This window comes from Paludibacter sp. (genome assembly GCF_009712605.1).
GTDB lineage: Bacteria > Bacteroidota > Bacteroidia > Bacteroidales > Paludibacteraceae > Microbacter.
On sequence record NZ_WASO01000009.1, the window covers coordinates 222,224 to 237,565 of the forward strand.

General features: G+C 44.3%; 8 protein-coding genes. 4 read left to right on the top strand and 4 right to left on the bottom strand.

All coding sequences use genetic code 11. The annotated features are described in order from the left end of the window. Window positions 1–227 precede the first annotated feature (227 nt). Entirely contained in the window at window positions 228–803 is a 576-nt protein-coding gene (locus tag F8N35_RS08110) for a transposase (protein WP_293051107.1), read from the bottom strand. Between the two features lie 385 nt (window positions 804–1,188). On the opposite strand from F8N35_RS08110, the gene F8N35_RS08115 reads away from it, so the two are divergent. Continuing rightward, on the top strand, window positions 1,189–3,597 hold the full coding sequence (locus tag F8N35_RS08115; protein WP_293051110.1) for a TonB-dependent receptor: 2,409 nt from the start codon (window positions 1,189–1,191) through the stop codon (window positions 3,595–3,597). A gap of 51 nt (window positions 3,598–3,648) precedes the next feature. Here F8N35_RS08115 and F8N35_RS08120 read toward each other — a convergent pair whose 3' ends face one another. Continuing rightward, window positions 3,649–7,542, bottom strand: coding sequence for a Pls/PosA family non-ribosomal peptide synthetase (locus F8N35_RS08120; protein ID WP_293051112.1), 3,894 nt, complete (start codon window positions 7,540–7,542; stop codon window positions 3,649–3,651). 174 nt (window positions 7,543–7,716) lie between these two features. On the opposite strand from F8N35_RS08120, the gene F8N35_RS08125 reads away from it, so the two are divergent. The 3 genes from F8N35_RS08125 (at window position 7,717) to F8N35_RS08135 (ending at window position 10,298) form a co-directional block, all read left to right on the top strand. Beyond that, window positions 7,717–9,060 carry a deoxyribodipyrimidine photo-lyase gene (locus F8N35_RS08125; protein WP_293051115.1) on the top strand — a complete coding sequence of 448 codons (1,344 nt, stop codon included), beginning with the start codon at window positions 7,717–7,719 and terminating at the stop codon, window positions 9,058–9,060. A 210-nt stretch (window positions 9,061–9,270) separates the two neighbouring features. Then, complete coding sequence (locus tag F8N35_RS08130; RefSeq protein WP_293051118.1) at window positions 9,271–10,008, top strand: hypothetical protein; 738 nt, start codon at window positions 9,271–9,273, stop codon at window positions 10,006–10,008. Window positions 10,009–10,142: 134 nt separating this feature from the next. Continuing rightward, window positions 10,143–10,298: a hypothetical protein gene (locus F8N35_RS08135; RefSeq protein ID WP_293051121.1), complete on the top strand. Its 156-nt coding sequence runs from the start codon at window positions 10,143–10,145 to the stop codon at window positions 10,296–10,298. Window positions 10,299–10,494: 196 nt separating this feature from the next. Here the strand turns inward: F8N35_RS08135 and F8N35_RS08140 are convergent, their stop codons facing one another. Both F8N35_RS08140 and F8N35_RS08145 read right to left on the bottom strand, forming a co-directional pair. Further along, window positions 10,495–11,802 (bottom strand): carbohydrate porin, encoded by a 1,308-nt coding sequence (locus F8N35_RS08140; protein WP_293051123.1) that lies wholly within the window; start codon window positions 11,800–11,802, stop codon window positions 10,495–10,497. Window positions 11,803–12,141: 339 nt separating this feature from the next. Beyond that, window positions 12,142–15,330 (bottom strand): CusA/CzcA family heavy metal efflux RND transporter, encoded by a 3,189-nt coding sequence (locus tag F8N35_RS08145; protein ID WP_293051126.1) that lies wholly within the window; start codon window positions 15,328–15,330, stop codon window positions 12,142–12,144. Window positions 15,331–15,342 lie beyond the last annotated feature (12 nt).

The following is a 15,342-nucleotide window of genomic DNA, read 5'->3' on the forward strand; positions in this document are numbered from 1 at the left end:
TAATAGAACCGCCCGGAGAAATTCGGGCGGTTTTCGTTTGTTTTTTGTAGAGCCGCATTGCATGCGGCTAATAATTCGTAGGGTCATCCTGTAGAGCCACATTGCATGTGGCTCACATTATTCGCTGGTTTGGTCTGTTTTTTGAGCCGCATGCAATGCGGCTCTACAGGAGTAATTAAACATTTTGAATACCAATCAAATGCCATTTTGTTCTCCAGCCATTGGGGTTATTCTATATTTTGATAAAATGTATCAAATTCCCAATTTTCGACATTGGTGGCAATGTAATAGGCAATACGTGCATGTTCAAAATCGTCACGAATAATATGATCGTGGAAACGGGTTTGCCAGCCAAACAACGGTTCAATCTCACGTGCTCGACTTGTAACTACTCCCTTAAACCCACGAATAATAGCAGAAAGACTTTTCGATTGCGAGCCAAAACCATTGGAACGCCTGGATATGCCGGAAACTGGAGCAGCAATGCTATCCATAGCATCTTTAGAACGAACATTGTATTTATTTTCTCCAATAATGACAATGGCGTGAAAGTGGTTGGGCATGATAACATATTCGTCCATTATCAGGTTCATATCGGCGCGTACATTAAAGCTTCGCTTCCATTCTTCATCCACAATCTGGCCTATTGCCGATAATGTCATTTTTCGGTTTGCTATATCTCCCAAAAACTGATTCCTATTTTGGGTACAAATGGTTATGAAATACGCAGCCTCATGCTTATAATTCCACCAACCGGCACGAGCCGTCGGAATCCGATATCTTCCCTGATATTTTTCAGCCATAAATAATTGTTTTGTTTATTCATTTTCCGTAGAGCCGCATTGCATGCGGCTTATATAGTTTGCTGGTTGTGTTTGTTTTTTTAGCCGCATACAATGCGGCTCTACTGTAATGTTTGGGTATTCTGTTTTTTAGCCACATACAATGTGGCTCTACTACTGCGATAACAAATTACAGATTATGAATTATTCGCTAAATATAAAATCTTCCAAAAACAAATCTCAAATGTAAATCTTAATTTTTCAACTAACAACAACTCTATTTTTATAAATTGCATCAATAGCTCTATTGAAACATTAAATAACATTTTTATTGCAAAGAGATGACTAGGCACGTATATTTGCAACCAAAAAACAACATACTACAAAAAACATAAACCTTATATCAATGAGAATATACTCCATACTAATTTTCTTATCGTTACTGGTTATCTCTCCTTTACGAGCTCAGCAACAAACACATGCCATCCGGGGCAATGTATTGGACAAAACCACTCGCGAAACGCTGCCTTTTATCAACGTAGTGATTTGGGAAACTACCAAAGGCGCCACTACAGACAGCGCAGGCAATTACGCCATTGGAGGTGTAAAGAGTGGCACTTACCGTCTTCAAGCTTCTGCCGTAGGTTACAAAACTTTTATATCGCCCGAATTTTCTGTGATCAATAAAGATGTGGAGTTCAACATAGAACTGGAAGAGAATACTGAAACGCTAAAGGAGGTCAAAGTGGTTGCTGGCCCGTACCGTAAACCCGCCGAAAGTCCGGTTTCACTCCGGGTGATCGGTTTCGCCGAAATTGAAAAAAGTGCGGGAGCCAATCGGGATATTTCACGCGTGATTCAATCGTTTCCGGGGGTATCGTCCTCTCCGGCATCCTACCGCAACGATTTGATCGTACGCGGCGGTGGTCCGTCGGAAAACAAATATTACATCGATGGAGTGGAGATTCCCAACATCAACCATTTCTCGACACAAGGAGCTTCGGGTGGTCCCATCGGCATCATCAATGCTGAACTGATACGCGAAACGGACTTTTATTCAGGTGCTTTCCCCGCCAGCAAAGGTAATGCGCTCAGCTCTATTCTCGATTTTCGGCTGAAGGATGGCAACAATACCACCCGAAATTACAATATTGCTCTCGGTTCGTCCGAAGCTGCTTTCACTACTGACGGCTATATAGGAAAAAAGACGACCTATCTCTTTTCTGCCCGTCAATCGTACCTGCAATTTCTTTTCAAAGCATTGAAGCTCCCGTTTTTACCGGCTTATACCGACAGTCAGTTCAAAGTCAAGATCAAATTCGATAAAAAGAACGAACTGACTCTCCTCGGCCTGGGTGCTATCGACAACATGTCATTGAACACCGATACCGCCGGACAAACGGAAGGCAATAAATATATTCTGACCACCATTCCGGTGATACGCCAAACGACCTACACGCTGGGAGGCGTATGGAAACATTTTGCAGGCAATTCAGTACAGAGTTATGTACTGAGCATCAACAATCTCGACAACAAACAACACAAATACCGCAACAACGACGATAGTTCGGAAGCCAATAAAATACTCGATTACTCCTCGTTTGAACGCGAAATCAAGTTACGCTTCGAGAATAGCAGCCAACTGAACCATTTCCGGCTCATTACCGGTGCAAATACTGAACTGGCTCGCTATTTCAATGATACACGCCAAACCATTTTTGTAAATGGCATCTCCGTCAACCAGACTTACAACACCGACATATCGTTCTTCAAATGGGGAGCATTCTCTTCGCTAAGCTATGATAGTGGAGACGGACGGCTGCTTGCATCGGCAGGAGTACGCACCGATGCCAATACGTATGCGACATCCATGTCCAATCCGCTGCGCCAACTCTCGCCGCGCTTATCGTTTGCCTATCGTCTCACCGATAGCTGGTACATCAACGGAAATATCGGGCGTTACTATGAACTCCCTCCTTATACGACGCTTGGATATAAAGACACCTACGCAGTATGGGTCAACAAAAACAACTACGGAGTATTGGTTAACAAAAACAACAACATTCGTTACCAACGTTCCGATCAGGCTGTTATTGGCCTTGAACAACGTCCGACCAATTACATACGGCTCACGATGGAAGGATTCTACAAACGATACAGCAATGGACTCATCTCCGTTTCTGACGGCATTCCACTCTCATCCAAAGGAAATGACTACACGCTGTTTGGTAGCGAGGAGGTAACATCCACGGCAAAAGGGAGAGCCTACGGCATGGAGCTACTTGCCCGTTGGTTCGGTCATAAAAATCTCAACTTTATTGCTTCGTATACGTTTGTGCGCAGCGAGTTTTTGCAACCATCCACAGACAAGTATATTCCCACGTCATGGGACAACCGGCACCTATTTACCTTTACCGGAGGATATAAACTACCCCGCAACTGGGATATCGGCACCAAACTACGCGTGGTAGGTGGCGCGCCGTACACACCTTATGACGCGTCGAAATCATCGCTGAAGGCTGCCTGGGATGCGCAGAACCGTCCCTACTACGACTATTCCAGATTCAACACCGAACGCAACGCAACTTTTTGCCAACTGGACATTCGAATCGACAAAACATATTATTTCAGAGGCTGGATGCTTGGCTTCTATTTGGATATACAGAATGCAACAAACAGTAAAAACAGACAGGCTCCGGTATTGAATAGTACCGGAATAACAGATCCTTCGGACAACACCCGTTACCTGATGAGAACCATCAATATCGAAAATGGATCGATGGTGCCTTCCATCGGCATCATGATGCAATTTTGAAAATAAAATGCTCTGTGAATATAAAACCCACAGAGCATTTTGGTTACACTTCTATATTGCCTTCGCCGGTGCTCCCACAAATTCAGTATCGGCTGGCAAAGTTTCGCTCTTCATCAAAACAGACAAAGGATGCAGCACGGAATGTGTTTCCATCTTAGAATCGTAAAGTACTACCGACATACCTCCCACACTACATTTATCCGCAATATCCACATACGACATTTTCATCACGCGGTCTTCAAACAGGTGCGTTTGTAATGTACAGTTATCGTTTACCGTCACATCGTCGCCCATACGAACAAGATCAAATTCTGTAATCTGGGTCGTAAACATGCAAGCCCGTTTGCCGATCTTACAACCCAACAAACGCAATGGATATTTGATAAACGGTGTTCCCGTAAGCAAATTGAGAAAGAAAAGCACAAGAAAGTTCTCATAAACGCCCGTTATCAGCTCGCTTCTCCACACATAGTTACTCCATAGCGGTTTTCGGGCCGGTTTGTACTTTCCGATAACAATCCACTTCAAAAGAGCTGTAACCAGCGTTCCAAGAATAGCGGCACCAAGATAGAGAAACGGGAAAACCAGGAACAGCTCCCACAAAGACTTCTCTACCTGAAGATAAGAGACAACGTTGGTAATCAGAGCCGCGCAGGTAATAAACAGAGTTGAAGGTAAAACGACACGAAAAAACTCGATAATATAGCGTTGTACAAAAAGCTTTCGTGTCGGTTTATAGGTACGTTCAGCAGAAAATTCATGATTGATATCGCGTTTAGGCAGAAAGACAGCCGGTGAACCAAACCAAGATGTGCCATCTTTTGCAGGAAGATTTTCGGCATCCATTTTCGAGAGGACACCTACCAATACGTCGTCTCCGAGTCGTGTACCCGGGCTCACTACCGCGCTGTTACCAACAAATGTTCTATTGCCAATACGTGCCTTAGCAATGGTGATATAGCCGTTCCGCACATGCGAAGCTCCCACCGAAACCGAATCAGCCAGAAAACATTCGTTTCCGGTTTCGAGCAGGTCGGGAGAAATGAATTCGACAGTCGATATTTCTACCCGTTTTCCCATCTTTACACCCAGCATTTTGAACCAGATTTGCAAATAAAGCGTAGTGTACAACGTTCCGATAACTTGCAGACTCAGCTTCATCAGCTGATCGAAAAACCATTTCTTATAATAGAAAAAGCTGTTGACGGGATATTTTCCTTCTTTGATATTTCCCAGCATTGACCATTTCAGAAAGACTATGATTAACGTCAGCAACACAACGAATGAGAAACCCACGCCAATAGTGGTCCAAAGAAAATGGTAATGTTCTGAAATATAGTCCAGATGAGTAATCAGCATCAAACCGGGAAAATATGCCAGCATGGTAATCAACGGAATGATAAAAATGCTGACAAAAAAGAGGAATGAATTGCGAACAGACCACAATTTTCGGGAAGTCTGTGCTTTATTTTCGGATATTTTCCCGGCAGGCGAGCCTCCCCAATGTTCATTGGCCGGAATAACGGCCTCTTCCGGAACTAAAGTCAGGTCCTCGATGGAAGAGTTGGCTTCCATTCTGGTGTCGGGAGCGAGACAACAACGCGTTCCCACAAAGCAATCTTTCTCAACCGTTATTTTGCCGATAATTAGATAACCGTCAACAATAGTGTATCCCCGCAAGTGAGTATCGGTACAAATGCTCACATTATCGCCCACTGCGAGCAGGTCGAAAACCGAAATGGCCGAAGTATTGATATATACATTCTTGCCGATTCTCGCACCCAACATTCGTAGAAAAGCATTCATGATAGACGTTCCGGTAAAATAGGTAACCGGACAAATATTGATAACCTTATCGACTATCCAGAAACGAAAGTAGTAGCTACTCCACATTTTGTATTTTCCCGGCTTTATTTTTCCAATCACTGCCCATTTGAATGCAATGGCAAAACAAGACAAGATCGGCAATAGAGCAAAATACATCCATAGCATCGTAACCAGCGAATCAAAAACTCCATTATCTGCCTGATAATAATAAGAATACACAAAGAATGGGCCTAACCATTCAATTCCAAACAAAAGCAGCAGAAAAAACATAGCTACGCCCTGAAAAAAGACACATGTGTAGTACTTCCATTGGGGAGGCGTATAAATTTCACGCTCTTTTTTATGCTTGTCCTCTTTGGGTCTTTTTGTTTCGAGCTCCGAGGCAAGATCTGCCAACACCGGATGTTTGTATATATCTACCACCGACATAGTTTCAAAAACCGGATTCAACCTCATCTCCGACACGATTAAAGCCGCCAGCAAAGAATGTCCGCCCAGGTCATTGAAAAAATGGTCATCCATCGAAATATCGTCCCGACCGAAGTTTTTGGCCATTACTTCCACCATGGCCTTCTCAAGTTCTGAAACAGGTTCTTTTATCTCTCTTTCGGATGAAAAGGTTAGCGGTGTTTGGGGTAATGGCAAACGTTTCCGATCTATTTTCTGGCTGGATGTCATCGGTAGTTCCGGCACAACATCAAGTGTAGCCGGTATCATGTAATAAGGCAATTTGACACGCAGCAATTTGGCAATCGTTTCCCGGTCGGGTTCTTCATTATTTTGCATCACTGTGTAAGCTGCCAATTGCTGTGTATCGCTATTGAGCGCCACGGCAGCAGCCTGCACTCCGTTGAATTTGACCAGCAAACCTTCGATTTCTGTAAGTTCTACCCTGAATCCTCGCACTTTCACCTGTGCATCAGCTCTGCCCAGAAAGATGATATTGCCATCATCTGCATATTTGGCAAGATCTCCCGTCCTGTAATATCGTTTATTTTCATCATCAAAACGATCCGTTTCAATAAATTTCATTTTTGTCAGGTCATCACGATGAAGATAGCCACGGGCAACACTCTCCCCTCCGATGATAATTTCTCCTTCGGCTCCGGGGCCAACCGGTTGCAGGTTTTCATCCACGATATGTACCGAATAACGCGGCAGTTGTTTCCCGATAGTAACCGGCACATCCGGTTGAAGAACAGAATAAGTCGCTATGACAGCTGCCTCTGTAGGACCGTAAGTATTGTAAACTGTACGACCTTTTCTGCACCAGCGGTGAGCAATATCCGGAGAACACACCTCACCTCCGAAGATCAAGGTTTTCAGAGATGGAATATCTTCTTTTACCATCGACAACAAAGTAGGTGCACACGATAGGAAGGTAATTCCAAGGTTATTCACAACAGAGGCGAACCGATCGCCCGAACGCATAATATCAAAAGTTCCCACCACCAATGTTGCCCCCGAAGCGAATGCCATCCAAATTTCTTCCACTGATGCATCGAAAGCAACGGAAAAACCCTGTAGAATCCGTTGATTATCGTCAACATCATAGATTTGTTTGGCTGCTTTGATGTAATTAGCAACGTTCCTGTGTTCCAACAAAACGCCTTTGGGTTCTCCACTACTGCCTGAAGTGTAAATGATATAACACAAGTCTTTACCGTTTCTATTCTCCACGATCGGTTTTTGTATTGAGAATGACGTCAGCTTATCAGCGTCGCCATCAAACCGGAAAATCGTTGTTGATTCAGGTTGAGACTCAATTTGACGAAGAAATTGTTCAGAAGAAATCAGCACTTTGGCTTCAGAATCTTTCAGTATAAAATTAACCCGGGCAACCGGAAGTTCAGGATCAAGAGGGATGTAAGCCCCACCGGCTTTTAATACGGCCAACATTGCAATGTATACTTCCGGGCAACGGGGCAGCCAAATCGCCACTTTCTCTTCCGGTTGTACCCCTTGTTGTTGCAGCCAACCTGCCAGTTGATTTGACATCTCATCAACCTCTTTGTAGGTAAATGATTGTTGCGAATACTCTATTGCTATATTTTCCGGATATTTTGCAGCAGATATTTCAAAAATCGAATCCACAAAAACAGTTTCTTCATCCATCATCGTATCTTTTATGTGACTTTACATTTCCTGAACCAAAAACAGCCTTAATTTTCTATCTTTGACACTATAAAAACAGAGCCCTTAAATTACTAAAAGTTTTAATCCCAACGACTCATTTGTATAAAATTTTAAAGACAAGACGAATTTATATTTATCCTTAAAGCGATGAATGATTTGCGCATCAAAATACACAAGCCGGAAACACAAACGGGTGGTATGGTTATCTACCGTATGAGCCGCGATCAACGGGTAGGCGATAACTGGGCAATGCTGTTTGCACGCCAGCTGGCGGAGTCGACAGGAAGGAGTTTAGCCGTAGTATTTACACTCATACCCTCCTACCCCGGAGCCAACCTGCGCCATTTCGACTTTATGTTGCGCGGACTCGAAACCGTAGAACAAAAGCTGCACGCACTCAACATCCCGTTTTGCGTGCTTCTCAACAACGATGTTTCTGTTGCACTGAAATCTTTTATAAGACAAAATAACGTTACGGCGGTTGTCTCAGACTTCGATCCATTGCGACACAAACAGAAGTGGATCGCAGACATCAACAATATCAAAGGAGTGGCGCACTACGAGGTAGATGCCCACAATATAGTCCCTTACTGGAAAGCCTCACCCAAAGCCGAATTCGGAGCTTATACGCTACGGCCAAAGATCAAACGGCTTTTACCCGAATTTCTGACCGGATTTCCGGAACTGAAGCCTCAACAGAATATCCCTGTAATAACCGGGAATTATCCATCAGTTCGGGAAGCGTATACGTTAGCTACCTTCGATTCGTCGGTACCAGTTATTAAAAATATTGTTCCGGGGGAGGAAGCTGCGCTGAATGCTCTGCGTGATTTTATTTCACGCAAACTGGAGGGTTATGCCGTAAACCGCAACAATCCCTGCATCGATGGACAATCAGATCTGTCGCCTTATCTGCATTTCGGGCAACTGTCAGCTCAACGGGTAGCATGGGAAGTCTCTCTTCTACCCGATTCGCCCGATAAGGAAGCCCTGCTCGAAGAGTTGATCGTGCGCCGCGAACTGGCCGATAACTTTTGCTTCTACAATCCACATTACGATTCGCCCGAAGGTTTTCCCGAATGGGCACGAAAAGACATTGACCTTCACAGGAAAGACGAACGGGAATATTTATACACCCAGAATGAATTGGAAGCTGCAACAACGCACGATCCGCTCTGGAATGCCGCACAAACGGAGATGGTTCGTACCGGCAAAATGCACGGTTACATGCGGATGTACTGGGCAAAGAAGATTCTGGAGTGGACACCGTCGGTTGAAACAGCCATGGAGTATGCCACCTGGCTCAACGACAAATATTCACTCGACGGCCGCGACCCCAACGGATATGCCGGCATTGCATGGAGCATAGGCGGGGTGCACGACCGTGCCTGGTTCTCGCGTCCGGTCTTCGGCAAAATACGCTACATGAGTTATTCGGGTTGCAAAAGCAAGTTCGACATACAAAAATACATTCTGAAATGTATGTCACTTCCACTTTAACCTTATTCGTATCCATATGTTTTACAAAGGCATATTTAAAGAGTTAAAATCAAACTCTAAAGAACATTTTTTACAAATCACCTGTACATTTGAATAGGGAAAAGAGACTGCAGAAGAGCAGTTAAAAAAATACGGGTCCCACCTGATTTCGGGTCGCTTAATGAGATTAATTTGGGTTCTATTGTGGCTCACCCTGTAAAAATGAATCCTATGAAAGCGCAACTTTACCACTGGTCTCTTGCCAAGGGTATTTACAGCCTAAGCAAGGTTATTGTAATGACTGTCATGGTAAATATTTTGCTTATAGCATGTCAGTTGAATGAAACGCCAAACAAGCCAGTTGCCTCCGACAAGAGAATCTCTTCCTTTTGTCAGGCTATAATACCGGGATTGGTTACTATAGAAAAGACGGATGTTTTCTCGCAAGCTCAAGATCCGCCTGTTGATCCGCAGGAAAAAGCACGAAATGAAATCAACTCTTACCGCAAAGTCGTTGTAATAGTTTTTTTCAGCTTTGTACTATTATTCCTCTTTCGAGACTTTTTCATCTTCATTATCTGGGCGATTAGTAGTCACAACAGTAAATTACAAAAAAGTAACATGCTTGCCTTAGAAAATTTAGTAAGAAGCCATAAAAAAAGAGTTTTATTCAGGGCTCATCGGCGTAGGATTCACTCAAAATGGAATACTTTTAAGCTAACGTATTGGGGAAGAAATATTATTTGTATTTTATTCTCTATCATTGCCTGGATTGTGATGTTTGTACTCTTTCTGCACCAAGCACATCCTTACTCCGACCTCACCCCTTTATGGAAGGCTATAGCTTATGCCCCGATAGTTATTGCATTGGGTTACATCATCCAAAAAGTGATCAAGGGGGCAAATGACATTATGCACCATGCCAACAAAAGCAATTATGAGAAACATGCTTTAGGCCTGGATAACTAACTAAACAAAAGAGCGATAATTTTCATTTCTGAAAATCATCGCTCTTTTTAATATCCGGCACACAAACCGGTTATAGAAGCTTGATTTCAGACAGTAAGTTGTGAGATAAAATTACATGTAGGGGTTCTAATAATATGGGAGGTATTGCCTTTAGTGGAGAAAACATTAAAACGCTTCCATTCGGAGAAGGTACTTATTCGGTAATGCACTTTGCAATTTCTGCCGATGGACTGGTATGGGTATTCCATTGTAGTAAAGCTGAACATCAGACGAACCGTAGAACAGAATAAAAGTTCTATATCCTGAGAGACTTCATTTTTTCACTTTGATCCGTATTAGATCATTAAAAATCAGAGCTTAAGACTGAAAATTACAAAAAAACATTCTTGCAAGGAAATGGAGATTGTAAGATACGATTCTATTTATTGTGGATATCGTCCAACCTAAAATCAATCAGCATATACAAATAACAGGAAAACAGACGTATTACATCCGAATATGTAATCGTACGGAAAATACATTGACCGGTCCGCTGCGGTCTTTGTTATATCCGGGATTGAAAAGCAACTGATAAGCTGCAGTAAGATAAATCAGGTCTTTTTTCATTTCGGCCGAATAATAGAGTTCGGCCAATTGTTCAGGCGCGTAATTCAGGTTGCCGTCGCCCAATTCGAACCCATAACCGCCTGCTTGAAGAAAGTCGCGGTGATCTTTTGAGAGCCCCGAAATGACATACGCCAGTCCGATATTATCATTACTGCGCTTCCACCGTTGCCCTGTCAGTACAAATCCGCCGCTCAATGTGCGGTCAATTTCGGTAAATGCCCAGGTTTCATTATGTCCGTCGTTCCATCCGGCACGCAGAAAACAGCCCAAATCGCCGGTGATGTTTTGTTCGGCGTTGATGCCGAAACCATATTTGGTATGTCCGTAAACACGGGTTGAGGCGATGTCGGACGGGTTGACAAGACTCTGCCTGTAACTCCCCATATTGGCGGTGGAGAAATAACCCAATAGACGAATTGCTCCCTCCTGACCGGCTATCGTATGCTTATGCGTGTATTCTAGGCTGTGCGAAAGAGCTTTGCCTATATTCCAGTTCAGTTCTTCACCGTTGGGAGCTTTCGGAAGCAACGAAGCGGCATAACGCAATTCGTGCGTGGGAGAAACATATTCCAGTATAACACTTTCGGTATAGCCATGCGTATTGGCAGGATAGTCCCATGCCCCGTTGTCCATCAGCGACCATGCCATAAACTGCGAACGTGGATCGTGACTGAACTTATTTCCATCAAAAAAGTCAGCAATAGCAGATTTTCCGATAGTAATGGAAACATAACGTTCAGGAATCCATCCTCCAAGTTGATTTATATCACTGTTTTGATAACTTCTTTTGTCAGAGAGGGCAATGAGTTGTCTGACGTAAAGGCGGGCCAGCGATAGTTGAGGTGCGGGATTCCCAATGCGGTAAGTTTCACCATTCAATGCGTCAGCAACTCCCACGGCTCCGCTTAACCCCGATCCGCCACTCAATTCGGGATTGAAATAGAAAGAAGCACCATCCCATAAATGTAGTCCTAAAAAGAGCGTGGATGTAAGCGAAGTCTGAGCATCTTCACGGGTCGAAAGGCTGTTACTGCCGGAATATGCCGCATGAAAAGCCGGTTTCATTTGTCGAATCACTGTCGACTGAAAATGAACCGAGAAGCGTTCCGCTTTCAGCGAATCGGTCGTTTGTGCACTGACCATTATACTAAAAAACAAAAATCCCAAAGTAAGAATATTTCTGATCATAAGCGTTATTTATTGACAAAGGCACTCTATTCTGCATATAAAGATAGTCGCGTTTATCGTGATTATTAATTTGCTGCAAAATTATCCGGATTTTGACCATGAAACTATCCCTACAAAAGAGGATAATGGCTTGTTTCAGTAACCTTTTATGGTGAATTGGTATGCCGCAAAAAATAGTTTGCAAAGGTATGACTTTTTTGAATTGGGATAAAACAGTCTGATCCCCTTTAATAAAATCTTCAATTCAGAACAGAACCGTCATGAAGATTCAAGCTGATACACACAAAAGCCGACCCATAAACAGACTGGGTCGGCCTCCGTATTGATATACTTTAGTTGTTATTCAGCTTCGTCCTTCACATCGTCCCACAGTTTTTTATGATGGAACTTATCGATATTCCGGTATGCCAACGAAAAGATAAGCGGAAAAACAAGCAACGAAAAGAACATAGCGCACAGAATACCTCCGATCACCACACGAGCCAGCGGTTGAGCACTTTCGGATCCGATACCATGCGACAGCGCCGCCGGTAGTAACCCAATAGCAGCCATCAGCGCCGTCATCACCACAGGGCGGATCATTTGCCGGACTCCTTCGCGAACAGCGGGCTGAAGAATCTTTTTCTCCTTCTTCCGTTCATGGATATTCTCTTTGAAAGCGCTTATCAGCAACACCCCGCTTAGGATGCAGATACCGAAAAGCGCGATAAATCCGATGCCGGCCGAAATGCTGAAGCTGGTATGCGTGGCAAACAGCACCGCAATACCGCCCACAATGGCAAAAGGCACATTGAGGAACACCAGTCCGGCATCCTTCATATTGCCGAACATGATGAAAAGGAGCAGGAAAATGAGAATCAGGCTGACCGGAACCACCTGAGCAAGACGTTTGACGGCACGTTGCTGATTCTCAAAATCTCCCTGCCAAACCATGTCATATCCTTTTTTAAGATGCACGGCCCGACCTACCTTAGCACGGGCTTCCTGTACAGCGCTGCCCATATCGCGGTCGCGAACCGAGAATTTGACAGCAGAATAACGGCGGTTATCATCACGAAAGATAAGACATGGACCGGTTTTCATGGTAATAGAAGCAATCTCTTTGACAGGCACCTTCGACCCGCTTGACGTAGGAACCATCAGGTTACCGATATCATCCACAGAGGTGCGGTATTGCTCGGGGAAACGGATACGAATATCAAACTTCCGAATGCCTTCATACAGGGTTGAAGCCACCTTACCACCGATTGCCATCTCAATAACGGCATTGGCATCGGCTGTAGAAACCCCGTAGAATGCCATTTTTTGTTGATCGAGTTCGATGTCGAGCTCCGGTTGCCCGATGTTGCGAATAACGCCCAGATCGGAGATGCCTCGCACAGTTTTTAGAATGTTGCACACCTCTTTCGACTTATCTTCCATGTAGTTGAGCGAATCGCCGAAAATTTTGACACAAATAGAGCCTTTTACCCCCGAAACTGCCTCCTCTACGTTGTCAGTAATCGGCTGCGAAAAGTTGAAATCCACACCCGGGATCCCAGAAAGCTTGCGGTTCATCTCATCAATCAGTTCATCTTTGCTCATGCGTGGCTTCCACTCTTTTTCGGGATAAAGCTGAATGTCAAATTCATTATTATAAAATCCGGCCACATCAGTACCGTCATCAGGTCGCCCTGTTTGTGCCACAATACTTTGCACCTGCGGAAACGTCATTACAATGCTGCGTATCTGCTTCGATACTTCGATGGATTTGTCGAGTGAAACAGAATAGGGAAGCTGTGCCCGCAGCCAGATAGCGCCCTCATTCATTTCGGGAATGAATTCCGAACCCAGAAATTTGAACGATCCCAGTCCGACGACAATGATAATGGCAGCAGTAATCAGCGATATTTTTTTGTGACGATAGGTATAGTCGAAACCCGACATCAGTTTCCGGCTGATGTAATCGACGATTGGATTGTGCTTCTCCTTAACGTTCTTTTTCAGCAGCAATCTGATCATTACGGGCACCAGTGTCAAAGTGGTGATTAATGCTCCCAGCAAAGCGAATCCGAGCGTGTAAGCCAAGGGCGAAAACATCTTACCTTCCACCTTCTGAAAGGCAAAAATGGGAAGCAAGCCGGTAATGATAATCAGCTTGGAAAAGAAAATGGCTTTTGCCAGACGGATACTGTTGTTTTTAATAAGGCCGGTCTTAATCAGCTTATTGAAACGCTCCATCCCTATCTCTTTTGCCTGCCGGTCGAGTACCACAAAAAGCCCCTCGACCATTACCACCGCTCCATCGATGATGATACCGAAGTCGACGGCACCCAACGACAGCAGGTTGGCACTCATGCCCATCAGATTGAGACAGATAAAAGCAAACAACAATGCAAGCGGAATAATGATGGAAACAATGAGCGTGGTGCGCCAGTTGAACATGAAAAGCGATACCAGCAACGTAACCAGCAGGATACCTTCAATCAAATTGTGCAATACAGTGTTGGTCGCAAAGTTAATAAGCGTTTCGCGGTTGTAGAAAGGAATGATTTTAGTGTCGTGAGGCAACACGTGTTTATTTATCTCTTCCACCTTGTCCTTCACGGCGTTGATGACCTGTGTCGGGTTTTCTCCCTTGCGCATCACCACAATGGCTTCCACCACGTCATCCTCTTTACTTACCGTTCGTTTGCCCGACGCATCGGTGTGTGAATCGGCACGACTTACCAATCCCAGTCGCGGAAGATGAGATATTTCCACGTCGGCAACGTCTTTCACCAGCACGGGAATGCCGTTAATATTTTGCACAACAACATTTTTAATTTCGTTGATGTCGTTCAACAAGCCAATACCCCGTACTACATAAGCCTGATTATTTTTGGTGATGACATCACCACCAATATTGATATTACTCTTGCTGAGTGCCGAATAGAGATCAAGAGGCGTGATACCGAGCGTACTCAGTTTGCCGGGATCGACCTTGATCTCGTAGGTTTTCACCATGCCGCCGAAGCTTACCACATCGGCCACGCCGGGCACCGCACGAAGCTGTCGATCGACTACCCAGTCCTGCAGTGTTTTCAGCTCCCGAGGATCGCGGAAAGTGCTTTGCAATGTGTAACGAAATACCTCTCCGGTAGGTCCGGTGGGTGGCTGCACTGATGGCTGTACGCCTTCGGGCAGGTTAGCATTAGCCAGTAAATTGTTTACCTGCATACGGGCATCCTTGTCGGGTACACCGTCGTCGAAAACCAGTTTGATGTAGGAAAGCCCAAAAATACTGCTCGAACGCAGACTCACCTTTTTTTGAACCGGATTCATGGCAATTTCGATGGGAATGGTAACGAACTTTTCCACCTCTTCTGCGCTACGTCCCGACCATTGGGTGATGATCGTTATTTCGGTATTGGTAACGTCTGGAAATGCCTCAATGGGCATGTTTTTGAAAACGATAATTCCCGAAATAAGCAATAACAATGTCGCTCCGAAAATGAAATATTGATTTTTGAGCGAGAAGGTTATAATGTTTTTTATCAGTTTATTCATAATTCAAATGTG